This is a genomic window from Tenggerimyces flavus (assembly GCF_016907715.1).
Classification (GTDB): domain Bacteria; phylum Actinomycetota; class Actinomycetes; order Propionibacteriales; family Actinopolymorphaceae; genus Tenggerimyces; species Tenggerimyces flavus.
On sequence record NZ_JAFBCM010000001.1, the window covers coordinates 1,567,983 to 1,587,386 of the forward strand.

At 68.9% G+C, this 19,404-nt stretch carries 19 protein-coding genes; 10 read left to right on the forward strand and 9 right to left on the reverse strand.

The window, feature by feature from the left end:
* Positions 1-65 precede the first annotated feature (65 nt).
* Positions 66-593, forward strand: coding sequence for a nuclear transport factor 2 family protein (locus JOD67_RS07270; RefSeq protein WP_205116461.1), 528 nt, complete (start codon positions 66-68; stop codon positions 591-593).
* Here the strand turns inward: JOD67_RS07270 and JOD67_RS07275 are convergent.
* The 3 genes from JOD67_RS07275 to JOD67_RS07285 form a co-directional block, all read right to left on the reverse strand.
* Positions 560-1,321, reverse strand: coding sequence for a HoxN/HupN/NixA family nickel/cobalt transporter (locus JOD67_RS07275; RefSeq protein ID WP_205116462.1), 762 nt, complete (start codon positions 1,319-1,321; stop codon positions 560-562). The genes JOD67_RS07270 and JOD67_RS07275 overlap by 34 nt on opposite strands.
* Positions 1,318-1,932, reverse strand: a complete 615-nt coding sequence (locus JOD67_RS07280; RefSeq protein ID WP_205116463.1) for a hypothetical protein — start codon at positions 1,930-1,932, stop codon at positions 1,318-1,320. The genes JOD67_RS07275 and JOD67_RS07280 overlap by 4 nt, the downstream gene beginning before the upstream one ends.
* A gap of 126 nt (positions 1,933-2,058) precedes the next feature.
* Entirely contained in the window at positions 2,059-3,678 is a 1,620-nt protein-coding gene (locus JOD67_RS07285; RefSeq protein ID WP_205116464.1) for a purple acid phosphatase family protein, read from the reverse strand.
* 220 nt (positions 3,679-3,898) lie between these two features.
* On the opposite strand from JOD67_RS07285, the gene JOD67_RS07290 reads away from it, so the two are divergent.
* Positions 3,899-4,387 carry a hypothetical protein gene (locus JOD67_RS07290; RefSeq protein ID WP_205116465.1) on the forward strand — a complete coding sequence of 163 codons (489 nt, stop codon included), beginning with the start codon at positions 3,899-3,901 and terminating at the stop codon, positions 4,385-4,387.
* Here the strand turns inward: JOD67_RS07290 and JOD67_RS07295 are convergent.
* Both JOD67_RS07295 and JOD67_RS07300 read right to left on the reverse strand, forming a co-directional pair.
* Entirely contained in the window at positions 4,384-5,196 is an 813-nt protein-coding gene (locus JOD67_RS07295; RefSeq protein ID WP_205116466.1) for a ribosomal RNA small subunit methyltransferase A, read from the reverse strand. The genes JOD67_RS07290 and JOD67_RS07295 overlap by 4 nt on opposite strands.
* 229 nt (positions 5,197-5,425) lie before the next feature.
* Positions 5,426-6,364, reverse strand: coding sequence for a nucleoside hydrolase (locus JOD67_RS07300; RefSeq protein ID WP_205116468.1), 939 nt, complete (start codon positions 6,362-6,364; stop codon positions 5,426-5,428).
* Between the two features lie 213 nt (positions 6,365-6,577).
* On the opposite strand from JOD67_RS07300, the gene JOD67_RS07305 reads away from it, so the two are divergent.
* From JOD67_RS07305 to JOD67_RS07320, 4 genes are all read left to right on the forward strand, one after another.
* Positions 6,578-7,624 carry an alpha/beta hydrolase gene (locus tag JOD67_RS07305; protein WP_205116469.1) on the forward strand — a complete coding sequence of 349 codons (1,047 nt, stop codon included), beginning with the start codon at positions 6,578-6,580 and terminating at the stop codon, positions 7,622-7,624.
* A gap of 10 nt (positions 7,625-7,634) precedes the next feature.
* Entirely contained in the window at positions 7,635-8,384 is a 750-nt protein-coding gene (locus tag JOD67_RS07310; protein WP_307782304.1) for an esterase family protein, read from the forward strand.
* A 22-nt stretch (positions 8,385-8,406) separates the two neighbouring features.
* Positions 8,407-9,657 (forward strand): ATP-grasp domain-containing protein, encoded by a 1,251-nt coding sequence (locus JOD67_RS07315; protein ID WP_205116470.1) that lies wholly within the window; start codon positions 8,407-8,409, stop codon positions 9,655-9,657.
* 93 nt (positions 9,658-9,750) lie between these two features.
* Entirely contained in the window at positions 9,751-10,833 is a 1,083-nt protein-coding gene (locus JOD67_RS07320; RefSeq protein WP_205116471.1) for a hypothetical protein, read from the forward strand.
* Here JOD67_RS07320 and JOD67_RS07325 read toward each other — a convergent pair.
* Together JOD67_RS07325 and JOD67_RS07330 are read right to left on the reverse strand one after the other, a co-directional pair.
* Positions 10,817-11,326 (reverse strand): hypothetical protein, encoded by a 510-nt coding sequence (locus tag JOD67_RS07325; RefSeq protein WP_205116472.1) that lies wholly within the window; start codon positions 11,324-11,326, stop codon positions 10,817-10,819. The two genes, JOD67_RS07320 and JOD67_RS07325, sit on opposite strands and share 17 nt — an antisense overlap.
* A gap of 326 nt (positions 11,327-11,652) precedes the next feature.
* Positions 11,653-12,693, reverse strand: a complete 1,041-nt coding sequence (locus JOD67_RS07330) for an SIS domain-containing protein (RefSeq protein ID WP_205116473.1) — start codon at positions 12,691-12,693, stop codon at positions 11,653-11,655.
* Between the two features lie 191 nt (positions 12,694-12,884).
* Here JOD67_RS07330 and JOD67_RS07335 point away from each other — a divergent pair, with 191 nt between their 5' ends.
* Together JOD67_RS07335 and fbaA are read left to right on the forward strand one after the other, a co-directional pair.
* A complete protein-coding gene (locus tag JOD67_RS07335) occupies positions 12,885-13,616 on the forward strand; it encodes a GntR family transcriptional regulator (RefSeq protein WP_307782305.1) in 732 nt (243 codons plus the stop codon).
* Between the two features lie 73 nt (positions 13,617-13,689).
* Entirely contained in the window at positions 13,690-14,721 is a 1,032-nt protein-coding gene (gene fbaA / locus JOD67_RS07340; RefSeq protein WP_205116476.1) for a class II fructose-bisphosphate aldolase, read from the forward strand.
* 33 nt (positions 14,722-14,754) lie between these two features.
* Here the strand turns inward: fbaA and JOD67_RS07345 are convergent, their stop codons facing one another.
* Positions 14,755-16,953: an Ig-like domain repeat protein gene (locus tag JOD67_RS07345; RefSeq protein ID WP_205116478.1), complete on the reverse strand. Its 2,199-nt coding sequence runs from the start codon at positions 16,951-16,953 to the stop codon at positions 14,755-14,757.
* A 185-nt stretch (positions 16,954-17,138) separates the two neighbouring features.
* On the opposite strand from JOD67_RS07345, the gene JOD67_RS07350 reads away from it, so the two are divergent.
* A complete protein-coding gene (locus JOD67_RS07350; protein ID WP_205116480.1) occupies positions 17,139-17,471 on the forward strand; it encodes a DUF5655 domain-containing protein in 333 nt (110 codons plus the stop codon).
* Here JOD67_RS07350 and JOD67_RS07355 read toward each other — a convergent pair.
* On the reverse strand, positions 17,464-18,822 hold the full coding sequence (locus JOD67_RS07355) for a TrpB-like pyridoxal phosphate-dependent enzyme (RefSeq protein ID WP_205116482.1): 1,359 nt from the start codon (positions 18,820-18,822) through the stop codon (positions 17,464-17,466). The two genes, JOD67_RS07350 and JOD67_RS07355, sit on opposite strands and share 8 nt — an antisense overlap.
* 46 nt (positions 18,823-18,868) lie before the next feature.
* Here JOD67_RS07355 and JOD67_RS07360 point away from each other — a divergent pair, with 46 nt between their 5' ends.
* Positions 18,869-19,282 carry a DUF3151 domain-containing protein gene (locus tag JOD67_RS07360; protein ID WP_205116484.1) on the forward strand — a complete coding sequence of 138 codons (414 nt, stop codon included), beginning with the start codon at positions 18,869-18,871 and terminating at the stop codon, positions 19,280-19,282.
* The last annotated feature ends 122 nt before the right edge of the window (positions 19,283-19,404 follow it).

Genomic DNA, 19,404 nt, shown 5'->3' on the forward strand with positions numbered 1-19,404 from the left:
CCCCGGCGTTCGATCAGAATCGAATCGTTACCGCCGCCCCGCCGGGCGAAGCTTCACTGCGCCGCATGATCAGACGCGCCCGCACCCTCCTCCCCGCCGTGGCCCTGCTCGCCGCGGCCGCCGTCCCGACGGCCACCGCCGCCACCGCCAACCTCGGCAGCCACGGCAACCAGGGCAACCAGGGACACCACGGCTGCCGGTCGAGCTTCGACCGCGCGGTCCACACCTACGTCGACTCGACCCACAAGCGCGACGCCAAGCGGTTCGCGTCCGTCCTGCACCCCGACGTGACCGCGATCTTCGCCGACGGCGAGGTGATGTACGGCAAGAAGCGGACGATGGCGTTCATCGAGCCGTTCTTCGAGAGCACCGGCTGGACGCAGACGTTCGACGAGCTCACCCGCGAGGTCCAGGGGTGCAAGTCCGGCTTCGTGCTGTTCGACTCGGTGTTCACCCCGGCAGCGGGAGCCGACCCGATCTACTTCGTGATCGGCGTGACGTTCACGTACGAGAACGGGCGCTGGCTCGCGGTGCACAACCAGGACGGCGACGGCCCGTCCTACACGAGCACGCCGACCGCCGTGACCAGGTAGAGGAAGCCACCGACCGCCACCACGGCACCCCCAGCGACGGGCAGCCACGCCACCAGCGCAGTCAACCGGGTGGCGGTGGCTGCCCGTTCGCTCAGCGCGGTCTGGCCACGGACGGCGAGCAGGCCGACGGCGGTGAGCGTCGCGGCCATGCCGACGCCGAACGCGGCGACCAGCACGACGGCGAAGACGGCCCGCCCGGTCAGCAGCCCGCTGACCAGCACGAGGAACGCCGACGGCGACGGCAGCAATCCGCCGGACAGCCCGAGTACGACCAACCCCTTGCCGGACCAGGGCGCCCCATCGTCGTGAACGTGACCGTGGCCGTGGCCATGACCGTGGCCATGCGCGGCCGGCTCGCGTACCCGCCGCAGCTGCCGAACGGTCAGCGAAGCGCCGACCCCGATCACTACCACGCCCGCGACCACCTGCAGCCAGGCCGTCACGGCCTCCGTACCGAGGCTTGCGATCCCGCTCACCCCGACCCACACGAGCGCCAGCACCAGCACCGAGAACGTGTGCATCCCCGCCACGATCCCGCCCAGCACCGCCGCGTCGCGGTACCGCTGCCGCGCTCCGACCAGGTACGCCGCCGCGATCGTCTTGCCATGCCCCGGCGCCAACGCGTGCAAGGCACCCGCCAGCAACGCGACGCCGAGTACGACCCACCCGACGGCGGCGTTGTCGAACAGCCCGAGCAGCCGCTGTTCCAGCCCGTTCAGTCCGTTCATGCGCGCCGCCGACGACGCAGACCCAACGGGATCGCGACACCCGCGAGCAGCGCCGACCCCACCAGCCCGCCCGCGATCACCAGCGTGGTCGGGAACGTGCCGCCGCCACCCGGAGCGAACGTGACGGCGCGAGTCAGGCTCGAGTCGTTGAACAAGGCCTGCCGCGGCCCCTTGGGCGACTCGGTCGTGAGCACCGTCCGGTAGAGCGGGTTCAGGTCGACCAACATCCCGATCGTGAGCTCGATCTCGCCCACGGCGTCAGGGCACTCGAAACGAAGCTTCGCCCCGCGGGCGAGCACGTCCGACAGGTCCTGCACGGCACCCCGGCACGCACGTCCGGCCTGCTTCACCCGGATCTTGTCGAGCAGGTACGCGCGCACCTTCGGCGACTTCGCGAGCTTCTGCTGCCCCGTCTCGTTCGTGGCCACGGCGCCGGTCGCGTCCCGGAACGCGCCCAGCTGCTCGCCGAGCACGACCCAGTCGTCCTCGGCCGCCTGCCAGACGAGCTCCACCCGGTTGCCGTCGACGGTCGCCCGGGCGGTCTGCGGCGGCCCGAACGGGTGCGCGCTCGCCGGCGCCGTCACCGCGAGCAGCACCACGAAGATGGTCACGGCGACAGCACCCACCCGATGAGCCACCCCCGATCCCCTTCCCTTACCGGTGATCATGTCCGTGATCATGAAGCCAAACCGGCGCATACGACGGCTCCGGCTTCATGATCACGTTCATGATCACGGTCAGCGGTCGGTCACCGTGATGGTCGGCGTCGTGATCCGCTGCGTCTCGCTGCGCAGCACGATCTGGTACGTCCCCGCCCGTACCCCCGACCAGAGCTCGAACGTGTCGAGCACGCGGCCGAGTTCGTCCGCCCGCACCTTGTCGTAGACCTCGCCGTCCTTGTCCGCCGGCAGGGTGCTGCGACGCCAGCTGATCGTGACCTTCTCGTTCGGCTCGAACCGGTAGCCCGCGATCTCGAGGTCACCCTTGCGCGGCACCGTGGTCGGCGTCGCGGTGACCTGCTCGCCGACCGAGTTCTCCGGCGTGCGCAGGTCGTTGACGGTCCGTTCGCCCTTCTTGTTCTTCCGGATCACGAAGCCGTCGTGGTGCTCGCCGGTCGCGTAGCGGGACTCGTACCGGATGAAGTCCTTGTCGACGTCGATCAGCTGGTACAGCTGGGTGTTCTCGCTGTCGCTGGTCACCTCGGCGCCGTTGTCGGTCCAGTTCACGCCACCGTTCAGCTGGTACATCTTGCCGCCGGAGACCGAGACCACGTACACGGTGCCGTTGTGGACGGTCGCGGACTTGCGTGCCGTCTTGACGTTGCCGCGGCCGTAGCTGTGGTCGTGGCCCTGCAGCACCAGATCGACGCCGTACTTCTCGATCAGCGACCCCCACTGGGCGCGGACCTGCGGGTTGTTGCGCGTGCCGGTGTTCGAGTAGACGGGGTGGTGGAACGTGACGACCGTCCACTTGTTCGGGTTGTTCTTCAGCACACCCTCGAGCCACGCGGTCTGCTTGGCCATCAGGTCGGGAACGCCCTGCGCGTTGGAGTTCAGCGAGATGAACCGGACGCCTTGGTAGTCGAGGTAGTAGACAGTCTGCTTGAGCAGCTCGTCACCCGGACCGTTGTCGGGGAACGGGAACTGCGGGCGCCAGAACTCCGACAGCGAGCCGCCCGCGTACTCGTGGTTGCCCGGCGTCGCGATGTTGTTGATCTGCGCGTCGGTCCAGCCGGCGGCCTGGAACCACTGGCCCCACTCCTCCTCGCTCTCGGCGAGATTCACCAGGTCACCAGCGTGCACGAACGCCTTGGCCTGCGGCCGCTCGGCGAACGCCTGCCGGAAGACCCGCGGGACGGAGGAGTCGATGTAGTTCTGCGCGTCGCCGTAGTAGATGAACGAGAACGGCTGGAACGAGGCGGCGGCCGTGGTGAAGTCGTGCCACTCACTCCAGTTCACGCCGTCGCCGACACGGTACGAGTAGCGCGTCGCCGGCGTGAGGCCCGAGAACCCCACGGTGTGGTAGGTCGACGGGTACCCGAGGTCGGTGTTCACCGGCGTGGACGAGCTCGCGCTCACGTTCTGGACGGCACCGGCGGGCGGCTTGACGTCGCCGAACGCGCGAGGCGCCACCAGGATCTCGGCCTGGGCGAACCCGCTGTCGGCCACCGCGCGCCACGTGACGTTCTGCGACGTCGCCGGGGTGGTCGTCGGAGTCAGCACCACGCGGTCGGGAATGGGAGACGGCTTGTGGATCTCGGCGGCCGGGAACTTCGCGGGCGGTTCACCGGAGAACGCCGCCGGGCCGAGGAACGCGCCGGCGGCGACCACCGCGACGCCGAGGACTGCGAATCTCACTCTTCTGGAGCTGGCCCTGATCAACCTTGGCTCATCCTTTCGGACCTTCACCCCGTGCAGCGATGCTCCGCCGGCTGGACGGAGTTGGTGATCAGTGCGCCAGTTCCAGCACTACGGCGCTTGGCCTGAACGTGTCGGCGAGTTGAACAGGGGACCGCCGTTTCGGCGTTCGCCTCACGTTCACGTTCCCGTCGCCGAGTTCTGGAAGAAACTGGGTTCCATGCGCCGGCGTCTGCTCTTCCTGCTGGCCGGGGTGGTCGTCGCCGCGGCGGTGGTCATCCTGCTCATCGCGCAGCGGGGGTCGGGCGCTCCGGGCGCGCCGGTGGTGAAGGACGAGACGTTCCTCACCGCCGAGACCGCCGGGGTGCTGGCGATCGAGGGCGGCGAGTGCTTCACCGATCCCGCGTACTCCAAGCAGGCCAAGGCCGACGAGGTCGTCTTCACCAAGTGTGAGGGTGCGGACAACCAGGCTTTCGCCTTCTTTCCCTTGACTTCTGGCTCGTGGTCGTCTGCGCGGGTAGCGCGTGAGGGATTGGCTGGGTGCCGGTCCAGGTTCGAGAAGCTCTGGACCGGCGACCAGCGTTCCGACTTGGGGTTCTATCCGGTGCTCCCGACGCAGGCGACGTGGGAGTACGGCGACCACGACGTGATGTGCGTCGTGTACCGGCCGGACGGCCCGCTGTCCGCGTCGGTCATCCCGCGTCCCTAGCGGCGCTCGAGCTGGGCCGGGAGCCGGGGGAGCTGGACGTCTTCGGCGGCGAGCCTCCTTGCCAGCGTTGCCCAGTCGTCGGGGGTGAGCTCGTCGGCGTTCGTAGGAAGGCCTTTGCCCAACCGGTGCACGCGTTTGCCGTTGGTGAGATTGGCCAGCACGCTGCGCAGCGGTGGCGCGCCCTTGCTCGCGTACGTGGTGGCGAGCAGTCCCCACAGGGCTTGTTGCGTACGGCCGTTTCTGCTGCCCTCGCGGGCGCGGACCGTGAGGTGGGCGGAGTCGACGCCTGGCGCCGGGGTGAACAACTTGGCGGGAATCCGTTGCTGTATTCGCAAATCGAACCTCGCCGCCCACCACGCGGTGTCGAGGTCGCGTGGATGCGGGCTGGTGATCCTTCGTGCGAAGCCCCATTCCACCACGAGATCCGCCTTCTGTAGCGGGGTGTTGCGCGGGCCGAGCAGGCGGCGGAGCAGGAAGGTCGACAGCGCGTACGGGATCGATGCCACGACCTGGAACGGCCTGTGGGGCAGCGACATCCTGCGCAGGTCCTGGCGGACGACGCGAACGTTCGTACGGTCGGCGAAGCGTTTCTCCAACCTCCGAACGAACTCCGGGTTACGTTCGACCGCGAGCACCCGCGCGCCGGTGTCGGCGAGTGGTGCGGTGAGCGTGCCCGGGCCAGCGCCGAGATCGAGCACGAGACTGTCTTTGCCTGGTTGGGCTGTGGCGATCAGCTTGGCGATGGCGCCGCTGTCGCGGAGCAGGTGAATGCCGGCAGGGTTGTGGGTGTGGGGTGCAAGCGTACGCATGAGGTCCTCGAAGGGGGTTCGCGGAAATGGGCGCGCGAAAGCCCCACCGAGCTACCTCGGTACGGTCAAGCGGAGTTCGTCAGAAGTGCGGAATGCCGGTCAGACCGTCACCGAGACTCGGTGAGGCGTTCTGACCGCAGGCGCACGAAGAAGGCGCAGCTGAATTGCATACACATGCGGGCCAGCATAACGGCAAGGCGCTCGGCTGGCGAGCGCGTTGAGGCGTGCGTCACTCGAAGGCAGTGTGCAGGAAGTCGCGGTAGACGCCGTGGTCCGCGCGGAGGGCGACGGTGGCGTTGGACCCCTCCGTGCGCCACGGGCGGGTGTCGACGAGGAGCTGCCCGAGCGTCCTGCTGCCGGTGGTCTCGACGCTGACGTACGCCTCGACGGACTCCGTGAACAGGTCGGGCCGCGCCAGGTAGGCCACGCACATCGGGTCGTGGACGGGCGAGCCTTCCGGGCCGTCCTGGCCGTGGGTGAGGCGGTGCCGGATCAGGCTCGCGGAGGCCGTGGCGGCAGGCGTTCCGAGGGCGTCGAACGCGTCGCAGTCGACGCTGGTCAGCGGCGCGCTGTGGGTGGCGTCGAGCGGAACGATCACGACCTCGCGGATGCCCGCGCTGAGCACCGCCTCCGCCGCCTCCGGGTCGACCCAGACGTTGAACTCCGCGGCGACCGACACGTTCCCGTTCACGAACGCCGCGCCGCCCATCAGCACCAGCCGCGGGATGCGCTGGGCGAGGCTCGGCTCGGTCGCGAGGGCGAGCGCGACGTTGGTGAGCGGGCCGACCGCGACGAGCGTCACGTCGGCGTTGGCGTCGTCCAGGTACGTGTCGATCAGGAAGCGGACGGCGTTCTGCTTCTCGACGGTCGACCTCGCTGCGGGCAGATCGAGGAGCGCCTGCTGGAACTCGCTGCCCTCGTTCAGGATGTCGCGGGGGATCGGGAAGTCCGGCCGGACGAACGGCCGCGCAGCACCTGGGTAGACGGGGACACCGGCGCCCACATGGTCGAGGGCGCGCAGGGTGTTCTCGGTGGTGTGCTCGAGCGCGACGTTCCCGTTCACCGTGGTGACGGCGACCAGGTCGAGGTCGGGATGGGTCACGGCGGCGAAGATCGCGATCGCGTCGTCGGAGCCGGTGTCACAGTCGAGGATCAGGCGCGTCGTCACCCGCCACAGGCTAGCGGCGATCTTTCGTCCGGCGGTTCGTCCGACCGGCCCGCCCAGTCCGGCCCCGCCTGGGGGCCAATGATCATGTTTACATGATCATTGGCCCCTTTACGCCGGGTAGACGCCAGGTCATGTGGCCACTGGCCGGGTGAGGCGACCACCTGCAGCCCCACCCCAGGGCGTTCGCCGGGGACGGCTGCCTATTGTGGCCGGATGCAGTCCTCCGGCGACCTCGCTCAGGCGGTCGAACCGGGTCCGCGCGTCGTCGACGGCGCCGTGACCTGGGGTTTTGCCGACCCCGAGCACGAGCTCGCCGGCGTCCGGCTGGTGCAGGAGCTCGGCGTTCCGGGCGACCTGCTCGACTTCCGGCGCGTCCCCGGCGGCTGGGCGCTCACGCTGGAGGCGCTCGCGGTCCTGCGGATGGAGTACCGCCTGGAGCTGCGGGCCGGCAGCGGCGAACGGCAGGAGCTCTGCGACCCGGCCAACCCGCTCCGTGCGCCCGGCGCGTTCGGCGAGAAGTCGGTGCTCGAGCTGCCCGGCTACGTCCCGCCCGACTGGCTCGCGACGACGGTCGACGGAACGTACGACGACCTCGCCTTCCCCGCCGAGGAGCTCGGCGGAGAGATCCACGTCCGCGTCTGGACCCCGGCGAACGCGAGCGGCAAGCTGCCGATGGTCGTCGCCCACGACGGACCGGAGTACGACCGGCTCGCGCAGTTCACCACGTTCGCCGCCGCGAAGCTCCCACCGCTCCGCGTCGCCCTCGTCGCGCCCGGCGACCGCAACCGCTGGTACTCCGCGAACCCCGCCTACGCGACCGCGATGGCCACGACCGTCCTCCCCGCGCTCGCCGAGCTCACCGAGGGCCGCCCGATCGGCCTCGGCGTCAGCCTCGGCGCGCTCGCGATGATGCACCTGCACCGGACCCATCCCGACACGTTCGCCGGGCTGTTCCTGCAGTCCGGTTCGTTCTTCACGCCGGAGCTGGATCCCCAGGAACGCGACTTCTCCGGCTTCGCGCCCGTCGCCGCGTTCGTCGCCAGCCTCGCCGAGGGCGCCAGACCGATACCGGTCACGATCACGTGTGGAACGGTCGAGGAGAACCTCGCGAACAACCGCCGGCTGGCGGACGTGCTGCGTGCACAGGGCTATCCGGTCAACCTGGTCGAGGTCCCCGACGCCCACAACTTCGTCGCCTGGCGCGACGCGCTCGATCCCGCTCTGACCGAACTCATCAACGCGGTCTTGACGCGCCAGTAACGTAAGCCGGGTGACTCGGCGCGATGTGGTGACCCTCCCGGCCCCGCAGGTGAGCGGCGCCGGCACGGTGATCGCGTACGGGCACTTCGGCCGGCCGTTGCTGGTGTTCCCCTCCGAGCAGGGGCGGGCCTGGGACTTCGAGAACAACGGGATGCTGGACGCGGTCCGCGGACTCGTGGACGGCGGCCGGGTGAAGATCTACTGCGTCGACTCCCACGACAGCTCGAGCTGGTCGAACGAGTCGGTGCCGCTGGAGGAACGCGCCCGCCAGCACGTCGCGTACGAGGGCTGGATCCTCGAGCAGGTGCTCCCGTTCATCGACGCCGACTCCGGCGGGTCGGTGCAGGAGGTCATGACGTTCGGCGCCTCGCTCGGCGCCTTCCACGCACTCACGTTCGCGCTGCGGCGGGCGGACCGGTTCCCGTTGGCGCTGTGCCTGTCCGGCAGCTACGACCCGTCGCTGTGGAACGGCTGGGGCGAGCGCGGCGACCTGGCGTACTTCACCAACCCGACCGACTTCGTGCCGCACCTGTCCGGCGACCATCTGTCCTGGCTGCGGTCGCGGCTGTCGATCCTGCTGGTGGTCGGGCAGGGCATGTGGGAGGACACGACGGGATCGTTGCCGTCGACGTACCGGATGGCGAATCTGCTGAAGGAGAAGGGGATTCGCTGCGAGCTCGACGTGTGGGGACACGACGTTCCGCACGACTGGCCGTCGTGGCGGGCGCAGCTCGCCTATCACCTGCCGAGGTTCTGCTGACTTTCTTGCTGGAGGAGGGCACATGGCGCGTCGGGATCGCACCGAGCATCTGATCGGTCTGCTGCTGGGGACCGAGGAGGACTGGCCGCGGGCGTTCGAGGAACTCGTTCGCCGGCTCGGCCCGGTGCCCGACGCGTCGGGGCGGCCGCACACGTTGGAGACCGAACGGATCACGATCGAGCCGTTCGACCTGCGCGCGGTGCCCCGGCACGACGTGGTGATCGACCGGCTCGCGTACTGGTACTACGTGCCGCGGGAGTGGTTGAAGAAGGCCGCGTTGATGGACGACGTGTATCTGCTCAACAGTCCTTTTACCTTCCAGTCGATGGAGAAGCACGCGGCTTACTGCGCGATGATCCGGCTCGGGCTGAAGGTGCCTCCGACCTGGTTGGTGCCGTACAAGCACCCGGTGGAGAACGCGCGTTGGGCTTACACGGCTGCGAAGTACAACCTCCCGTTCGACCTGGACTCGGTGGCCGCTGAGGTCGGGTATCCGCTGTTCATGAAGCCGTACGACGGGGGTGCCTGGGTGGGGGTCTCGCGGATCACGAATCCGGATGAGCTGCATCGCGCGTACGACGAGTCGGGTGAGCGGCTGATGCACCTGCAGGCTTCGGTGGAGGGGTACGACGTTTTCGCGCGCTCGTTGACGATTGGCGCCGAGACGATGGTGATGAACTTCCGGCCCGATCTGCCGATGCACGAGCGTTATGCCGTGTCGCACGACTTCCTGTCGCCCTCGGCTGGGTCTGAGGTTTTGAAGATCTCGCGGTTGATCAACGCGTTCTTCCGTTGGGAGTTCAACTCCTGCGAGTCGTTGGTACGTGGCGATTCGGTGCATCCGATCGACTACGCGAACGCTTGTCCGGACATCGCGATCACGTCCTTGCACTACTACTTCCCTTGGGCCATCTCTGCTTTGTTGAAGTGGACCGCTTTCTGCGCTGTTTCGCGCCGTCAACCACGGCTTGACTTGGACACGGCGCGGTACTTCGACGTGGCGGATCGGGAGGATCTGTCGTACTCGGAGAAGCTTTCCCTGTATGGGGATTTGGCGGAGGAGTACTTCGAGACGGCTCGGTATCAGGAGTTCTGCGCGACCTCGTTGGCGTCACTGGACTCGATCGTGCGCGACTGGGTGTCGTCGCCGGACTTCGACACACTGCTCGTGGACACGGTGCGGGCGACCTATCCGAGCTTCGAGCACGACCGCTTCGTCGCCCACTTCCGCGGCCTGATCGGGTTGTGGGTCGCGGACAACGCCGCAGTCTGATTTCCTCCAGTTTGTCATAGACACTCCGTAAACACGTGATCCAGAGTTGTCGGTCCGCTCACCTACCGTGGAGAGGGATCAACAGGAGGTAGCGTGGCGATCGGGGCGACGGTTGCAAAGGTCGGGACGCGGCGAGGCGTGGTCAGCGCCTACGTGTCGGGCGAATCGCTGGAGCTGGTGCGCGAGGCTAGGCGGATCGCCGGTCGGGTCACGCTGGTCGGGAAGTCCGGACTTAAAGCCATAACTCAGTTGTCGAGGGCAAGAGATCTTGAGAACGTGGACCTCGACCCCGGCACCTATGTTGGTCGCAGCGACCCGCCAGAGGGCCTGCTGCCCCTCGACTGGGACGAGCTGAGGCTCGACTGGGAGAAGCAACAACGGCTGCACCGACTCGACGTCGTCCGAGCGGAAGGGACGTTCGTCCCCAAGGGAGACTTCGACGCGCTCCGCGAGGCGTTCACGAAGACCGTCGACGCCGGTGCCGTGCGGGTGGTCAGCTTGCACGGCTGGTGGCTTCACTCCGCGGGACTTCAGGACCTTCTCGTGCTCGTTCGTCACTGCGACGAGGCTCTGGGCTTCGTCCTGGCCGGTCTCTTTGACCCGCTCGAGGCGGCCGGTGCTGTGGACGGCCTACGAGAGCTGCTCGACGAAGCGTCGCCTACGGCCCGGCGGGTCGAGCTCCTGAGAACAGATCTCGCAGGGATCGGGTTCGCCGCGGCTGGCGGCGCCCTCGGGTCGATCGGTCTTGGGACGAGCTCTCGGCATCACGGCCTTCCGCTCCTGCGTCAGGCTCGGGAGGCCTACGAGCAGCGGAAGGGCATTCCCCGTGTCTTCGTCCCGGCCCTTCTCGCGTGGAAGAAGGGCACCGAGCTCGGTGCCCTCGCGCCGTTCGACGGTGCGGGGATCACGAACTGCTCATGTCTTCCCTGTGACGGTCGCGATCTCCTCCGGTTCGACCAGGAATACAAGGGAAATCTCCCTGCAGGCGTTCGAGAGGATGCGCGCGCTCACGACCTGTACACGGTGTTCGAACTCGCCAAGACCGTGCTCAACTCACGCGATCCGCTGGCGACCTGGGTGGAGGAATGTCGTAGGGCTGAGCGGGTCGCGCTGGGAATTCACAGCGCGTATCGGATCGATCTGACGGTGCCGCCGTCGGTCAGGGCGTGGAAGTAACAGCGCCTTCGAGCCAAGCGGCGTAGACGGTTTCGAGCAGTTCCCACTCACGTGCGTTGAAACGCGCGCCGGCGACGCGTGGCCCAGCGCCGAGGAGCAACCCTTGCTCGACGTGGACAACGCCTTGGTCGAGCATCGCCGCGTCAACAGTGGTTGCGACCACGTCGGAGTTGGCGTCGACGAGAACCGCTCGTGAGGCATAGCCGGCTAGCAACGACGCTTGCCGTACCGCGGTCACGTGGTTGCGTTCGCGGACCAGGCATCCGATCAGGCGTGCAGGCGGTCGGAGTCCGTCGTGGCCATTGAGTCGGCTTCGATCGACAACAGGTCCGATTCCGGCTCCTTGCCGCCGCTCGTGCTCCACCTCGTCGACCTCGATCGATGCAAGGAACCGCACCCCCCCGAAGTGCACCGGACCGACGACTAGGCCCGGCCATCCCAGGAGCTCAGCCGCACGAACCGCATCGACGGGCTCGACACCTGGCACGAACATAAGAAACATTGTTTCAAAGTTATGACCTGTAGGGGAGGCGCCATGCCGACGAATCGGCCTCACGGGGCTGGTAGGCGCGGCCCAGTCGCACGTGAACCGGTCCTGTCGCCAACGGGCTACCGGATCAGTGAGAGAACGAAGTTCGAGCTCGTCGCGGCAATGTCGTACACAGGTGCGACGACGCTGCAAGCTGTGATTGACATCGCCGTCGCAGAGTTCCTTGAGCGGATGGGGACGACACCTGGCTACAAGGCGACGCTGCGTACCTCCGCGGCTGAGCGACTGCGTCGCGGGCTCCCTGTACCGCAGTCGAACGACTGAGTCAGCTACTCGTCGGTCTGGGTGACCTTCGATAGCCCGCGCGGCGAGTCGGGGTCGAGGCCGAGCCGGCGGGCGAGCGTCTCGACGATCAGCTGCGCGGGCACGACCGTGGCCAGCGGGGCGACGGCCTCGGGCAGGTCGGGTCCGGGTACGTGCAGCGTCGAGGCGGTCGCGAACGCCTCGTCGCCGCCGATGCCGATCGTCGCCGCGCCGCGTTCGCGCAGGTCAGCGGCCACTTCGGTGAGGCCGTCGAGGACCGGGCCGTCGGGCGGGGCGACGACGATCGCGACGATGTCGTGGTCGACGACCGCGATCGGGCCGTGCCTGAGGTCGGCGTACGACAGGCCGCGGACAGGACGCAGGCAGGTCTCCTCGAGCTTCAGCGCCACCTCGAGCGCGGTGCCGAACAGCAGCCCTCGGCCGGACACCAGCGTCTCCTGGGTCAGGGCGATCTTCGCGGCCGCCTCCTCGACGCCCGCCGCTTCGGCGGCTAGGCGGGCCATCTCCTGCGGAGCGCGGTCGAGGTCCTCGTCGAGCTCGGTGGGCTTCGGTGCGAGCGCGGTCGCGAGGACGGCCATCGCGGCGAGCTGGGTCGTGTACGTCTTGGTGGCCGGCACGGCTCGTTCGACACCCGCGTGGGTGACCAGCGCGAGGTCGGCTGCCTCGGCGAGGGCTGAGGCGCCGTCGTTCGTCACCGCCACCGTCCGGGCACCGCAGTCGGCTGCCCAGGTGAGCGTCTCGATGATCTCCTTGGTCTCGCCGGACTGGGAGACGCAGACGACGAGAGCGTCGGAGAGGTCCAGGTTCGCGTGGTAGTGGGTCGCCACGCTCGGCGCGGCCAGCGCGGCCGGCCGGTGCGCGTGCGTCTCCATCAGGTAGCGCCCGTAGATCGCGGCGTTGTCGGAGCTGCCGCGGGCGACGAACAGGACGTGCCGGCAGCCCTCCGCCAGCCTGGCCAGGTCAGCGCGGAGCGGCTTGAGTGCCTCGAGAGTCCGCGCGACGGCCTCCGGCTGCTCGGCGATCTCGGTCGCCATCTGCGTCGTCATGCGGTGCCTCCTGCTCGTCAAACGTCCTGGCGCGGAAGCTACCTGCATCGTTTCGACCGTGTCGAGAACGGGACGGCAACATCACGTGATCCGCTGTGGACCACTACAGACCAGCGCAGATGCCGCGGCGGCCGTATCGTGTCGGGATGACGCGAACGGGTTCGGGGCCGCGCGTGATTCTTGATGGGCCGGTGCCGAAGCATGTGCAGCTGAGGGAGATCCTCGAGGCCCTCGTCACGCGTGAGCTGGGGCCGGACCGCGCCATCCCGTCGGAGCGGGAGCTGATGGTCGAGTACGGGGTCTCGCGGATGACCGTCCGGGAGGCCATCGGCCAGCTGGTCGCCGAAGGCAGGCTCTATCGCGTACGGGGCAAGGGGACGTTCGTCGCCGCGCCCCGCGTCGACTCGATGCTCGAGCTCACCAGCTTCACCGAGGACATGCGCCGCCGGGGGCACGAGCCGTCCACGGTCGTCCTCCGAAGCGTCGAGCTCGTCCCACCCCTCGTCGTACGCCGCGCGCTCAGGCTCGGCCCAAGCGACACTGCCTACCGCATCGAGCGACTCCGCATAGCCGACGGCATCCCGATGGCCCTGGAGGACGGCTGGTACGTCGCCGAACCCCTCCCCGGCCTCCTCGACCGCGACCTGTCCGGCTCCCTCTACACGATGCTCGCCCGAACGTACGGCGTCGTCATCGACGGCGCCAAACAGTCCCTCCGAAGCGAGATCGCCGACGCCCAGACAGCAAGGATCCTCGGCTGCCCCGTCGGCGCACCCCTCCTCGTCCTCGACCGCACCTCATCCGCAGGCACCAAGCCGGTCGAGCGCATCGTCTCCTGGTACCGAGGCGATCGCTACCAGGTCCACATCGACCTCGCCCGCCTCAGCGGCCCCGACGGCACCCCCTGGCAGCGCAGTCGGTGACCAGCCGCAAGGTCGGCGGAGTGGTCCAGCCATACTGGTCAGGTAGGTAGGGACCATTTCGAGGAGTGCCGCCATGCCGATTGCCACCCCTGAGGCCTATGCCGAGATGCTCGACCGCGCCAAGGGCGGCGCGTTCGCTTATCCCGCGATCAATGTCACCTCGTCGCAGACGCTGAACGCCGCGCTGCGTGGGTTCGCCGAGGCGGAGAGCGACGGCATCGTCCAGATCTCCACGGGCGGCGCGGAGTACCTCGCCGGCTCCTCGATCAAGGACATGGTCACCGGGAGCGTCGCATTCGCCGCGTACGCCCACGAGGTCGCGAAGAAGTACCCGGTCACGGTCGCGCTGCACACCGACCACTGCCCGAAGGACAAGCTCGACGGGTTCGTCCGCCCGCTGCTGGAGATCTCGGCCGAGCGGGTCAAGAACGGTGAGAACCCGCTCTTCCAGTCCCACATGTGGGACGGCTCCGCGGTGCCGCTGGAGGAGAACCTCTCGATCGCCAAGGAGCTGCTGGCCCAGGCCGCTGCCGCCAAGATCATCCTCGAGATCGAGGTCGGCGTGGTCGGCGGCGAAGAGGACGGCATCGTTGGCGCGATCGACGAGAAGCTGTACACGACGGTGGCGGACGGCACCCGTACGGCCGAGGTACTGGGGCTGGGCGAGAACGGCCGGTACATCACGGCGCTGACGTTCGGCAACGTGCACGGCGTCTACAAGCCGGGCAACGTGAAGCTGCGGCCGGAGATCCTCAAGGAGATCCAGGACGCGGTAGGCGCCAAGTACGGCAAGGACAAGCCGTTCGACCTCGTCTTCCACGGCGGGTCGGGCTCGCTGCTCGAGGAGATCCGCGCGGCGCTCGACTATGGCGTGGTGAAGATGAACATCGACACGGACACCCAGTACGCGTTCACCCGCGCGATCGCCGGCCACATGTTCTCCCACTACGACGGCGTGCTGAAGGTCGACGACGAGGTGGGCAGCAAGAAGCTGTACGACCCGCGCGCCTACGGCAAGGCGGCCGAGGAGAACATGGCCAAGCGCGTCGTCGAGGCCTGCGAGCACCTCCGCTCGGTGGGCACGTCGCCCTCGAAGGTCGCCTGAGCGCGCGGGCAGAGGCGCGGACTGTCTGCTCCATCAGCCTTGGCAGGGGTTGCCGGTCGGGTGGGTTGGGGTGCCGGTCACGCCGGCGTGGGCTTCGCCTAGGACGACGTCGCCGAGGAGGGAGCGGAGCTCGAGTGCTCGCTGGGTGACGCCGGTCGCGGTCGTCGTGGTGCCGTTCAGCTTCAACGTCCCCACCAGCAACGGGATGGTGACCGGACCCGAGCCGATCGGCACCGCCAGGCCGTTGACCTTGAGCGCGCCGATGCTCGAGCTGCCGGAGTACGCCGGCGCCAGGTTGCCGTCCGGTCGAGCTTGGCAGCGCGCGGAGGCCGTCGATGTGGTGGCGCCGACCTCGATCGTGAGCCCAATCGTGCTGATCCGGGTGGTTGCCAGCTGCGCGGTGGACGCGGCCGCGTCGCCGGGCGCGGGGCGGGTGCCGGCGAGCATGGGCGGGGTCTGGTCGGTCGTGGCCCGTGGAGCGGCGGCCTGGACGCGGAGCAAGCCGAGGTTGACGTTCAGCGCCACCGCCGACTTGGCGTCGACCTGGCACGGCGTACGTGCCGGGTTGGCGACCACCGGCCGCGACCCGAGCAGTGCCACGGCGCTCGCCGTACATGTGAGTCCACCGTCGCGGTCGTCGTCGCGGATCGTGCCGACGCCCGTGCCGTCGCCGAGCGTCGCACCGGTGGCGCCACTGAGCGAGACACTGAACGACTCGTCCAGCTCGTCGACGGTGTCGCCCTCGACCTGGACCGTCACCTGCTTGGCCGTCTCGCCCGCGGCGAACGTCAGCGAGCCGCCCAAGGCGGCATAGTCGGACGGCGCCGTCGCGGTGCCGTTCGCCGTCGCGAAGCGTACGGAGACCTCTCGGGTGCTCGCCCGATCGAGGCTGACGGGGAACGTCGCGGTCGTACGGCCCGAGCGACCCTCCGCCACCGCCACGTCACCGATGCTCAGCACCGGCGGTTGGACGGCGTGCGGCTCGGCGGCCGAGACGCTCGCGGCGAAGTTGGGGTCGCCCGCGTAGCGAGCCGTGAGGGTTCGGACACCGGCAGTCGAGGTCAGCGGGCAAGTGCCGCCACCGTCGACCAGCGACACGATCGTGCACGACGCGGCCTCGTCGTCGGACACGACGACGGGTCCGGTCGGGATGCCGCGGCCTGGTGCCAGCGGCGTGACCGTGACCTGGACCGTGTACGGCTCGTCCGGTGCGGACGGGTCCGGGTCGTCGGCGACGATCGACGTCGTGGTGGTCGCCCGATCGATGGTCTGGCTGACCGGGGTCGACGTGCTCGGGGCGTGCCCAGCGTCGCCGCCGTACGTAGCGGTCAACATGTGAGTGCCGACGGCGAGCGCGGACGTGACGAAGCGCGCGGTTCCGGTCGAGTCCAGCGTCGCCTCGCCCAGCGCTGTGGTGCCGTCGGTGAAGCGGACGGTCCCGGTCGCGGGTGGCCCGACGACGGCGGTCAGCTCGACCGCCTGGCCGTACGCCGCGGGGTGGGGCGCCGACGTCAGGCTGGTGGTCGTGGCCGCCGGGACGTAGAGCTCGACCCCGGTGTCGTCGTAGCGCAGCGAGTACGGCCCGGTCTCGGTGAACGCGAAGGTCCCGGCGCGAGTGCCCGCGGTCACGATCCGATGGGTCGTGCCAGCCGGCGGATCGGACGAGGCAACGGTGGCAATGAGCCGGCCGCCACCGATCCGTGCTTCACCGGCAACCGCCAGGCTGCTCGCTCCCGACGGCAGGTCGATGATCAACAACCCACCGGAGGAGGCGTCGTAGCTGCTCACGTCCGACGGACCGCCGCGCACCACCACCTGTCCGTCGTTGCTCACGGCGCCGTCGATGCTCGCCTGGTCGAGGGTCAGGACGCCAGTCCGCTCCACCCGCACCCCGCTCTCAGTGACGGACAGTGCGCCACCGGGGTCGACCGTCAACAGTCCGGTGACCTGCACCGATGCCGCGAAAGCATCGGCTCCGGAGATCACCGGGGCATGGGGCTCGACGCGCTCGACCAGCACGGGGGTGAACGGGGCCGGGACCTGCCCGGCCTGCCAGTTCTCGGGGAGGAACCAGTCCCCGGAGACCGCGCCCGTCCAGACCGCGACCTCCTGGGCCGCCGCGTTCGGCGACCCCACCATCGTGGCCGGGATGAGGAGGGCGGCGCCGACGAGCAACCGCGGGCCGACAGGCAGCCTTCGAGCCGTGGTACGCGAGGACGATCGCCGGAACATGTCGCGCTCCCTGTGAGGCTGGATGATTTGATCCGATCCTCACCGCGGACCTTCAGCTGGGCTTAAAGCGCGATTCGTCCTCCGGCGACCGGCCGGGGGAGACTGGGGGCGTGGATGGTTGGACCTGCCCCGATTGTGAGCGGACGTTTGCCCGGCGGCATCAGTCGCATGAGTGTTCGCCGGCCATGTCGTTGGAGGAGTACTTCTCCACGGGCGACGAGCGGGAGCGGGCGATCTTCGAGGCTGTGTACGCGCACGTGCGGACGCTCGGGCCTGTTCAGGTCGAGCCGGTCTCCGTCGGCATCTTCATCAAGCGCAGCGGCAGCTATCTCGAGCTCAGGCCGAAGACGAAGTGGGTCGCGCTCTCGTTCGGGCTCGACCGCACCGTGACGGACGAGCGGATCGCGCGCAAGGTCGTTCCCGGCGGGACCCGGTGGCATTTCGTCAACCTGCGCGGCCCGGAGGATGTCGACGACGTTGTCAAGGGATGGTTGACGGAGGCGTACCTCCTCAAGTGAGCGAAGGCGCGTCCGGGAGTTTCGCCAACGCCGCTTCGACATCGGCGTCCGAGAAGGTCAGGTCAGTCAGCTCCCCAGCGGCGTACGCCGCGTAGGCAGCCATGTCGAAGTGCCCATGCCCCGACAGGTTGAACAGGATCACGCGCGAGTCACCAGCCTCGCGAGCCGCCGCGGCCTCCTCGAAGACCACCTGCAGCGCGTGCGCCGGCTCGGGTCCTGGCACGATCGCCTCGGTACGGGCGAACGCCACCGCGGCGGCGAAGGCGGCTGTCTGGGCAACCGTCCGCGGCTCCACGATCCCCGATTTCGCCAACGCACACAGGGAAGGCGCGTCCCCGTGGTACCGCAGCCCACCCGCGTGCACGGGCGGCGGGACGAAGTCGTGCCCCAGCGTGTACATCGGCAGCAGCGGCGTCAGTCCCACCGTGTCGCCGAAGTCGTACCCGTACACCCCGCGCGACAACGTCGGGCAGGCCGCCGGCTCCGCCGCGAGGAAGCGGGTGCCGAGACCCTCCCGCAACGACTTCCGGATCAGCGGGTACGCGATCCCCGCGAAGTTCGACCCACCGCCCACGCAGCCGATCACGACGTCCGGGTACTCACCCGCCAGCTCCAGCTGGGCCAGGGCCTCCGACCCGATCACGGTCTGGTGCAGGCACACGTGGTTGAGCACCGACCCGAGCGCGTAGTGCGTGTCGGGCGAGGACGCCGCGACCTCCACCGCCTCCGAGATCGCGATCCCCAACGACCCCGAGACGTGCTCGGCCTGCGAGCGCCCCGCCGACGTCAACGCCGAGGGCGAACGGTGCACGGTCCCGCCCCAGGTCTCCATCATCGCCCGGCGGTACGGCTTCTGGTCGTACGAGACACCGACCATGAACACCTCGCACTCCAGCCCGAACAGCTGGCACGCGATGGCCAACGACGAACCCCACTGCCCGGCGCCGGTCTCGGTGACGAGCTTCCGGATGCCTTCCTGCTTGTTGTAGTACGCCTGTGCCACCGTGGTGTTCGGCTTGTGCGAGCCGGCCGGGGACACACCCTCGTACCTGAAGTAGATGTGCGCCGGAGTGTCCAGGAACCGCTCGAGGCGCCGCGCGCGGATCAGCGGCGTCGGCCGCCACAGCGCCAAGGCGTCGCGGACCTCGTCGGGGATCGGGATGTCCGGCTCCGTCGAGACCTCCTGCAGGATCAGTCCCATCGGGAACAGCGGCGCCAGGTCGTCCGGGCCGATCGGCTGCTTCGTACCCGGGTGCAACGGCGGCGGTGGCGGCGACGGCAGGTCGGGCATCAGGTTGACCCACGTCTCCGGGATGCCCGACTCTGGCAGCAGGAACTTGGTCGTGGTCACGAGCCCATCCTGCCGACGTTTGGCGGAGCACGCGAGGATATGACCCATGACGTCTGAGAACCTGCTCGGTGGTCCGCCCGAGACCAAGCTGCCGGAGAACGACGAGGCCCGCGCGCTGCTCGACGGCGGCAGCGACCCGGGCGACGTGGCCCGCGCCCACCCGACGTACTCCCTGGCCTGGGCCCTGCTCGCCGAACGTGCCCTCGCCGACGGCAAGGACCTCGAGCCGTATGCGTACGCCCGCGTCGGCTACCACCGCGGCCTCGACTCGCTTCGGCGGAACGGGTGGAAGGGGCACGGCCCGGTGCCGTGGGAGCACGAGCCCAACCGGGGCTTCCTCCGCGCCCTCGCCGCGCTGAGCAAGGCGGCCGGCCTGATCGGCGAGGCGGAGGAAGAGGAGCGTTGCCGTACGTTCCTCACCGACTCCAGCGCGACGGCTGGCAAGGAGCTCTTCGGCTGAGCCGTCCGGTTTGTCGGGAGGGGCGCCGGTGCCGCCTTACCTCGCGAGTGGGCGCTCTACGTGGCGTCCATCCCACGTAGAGCGGCGAATGATCATGCAAACATGATCATTGGCGGCCAGGC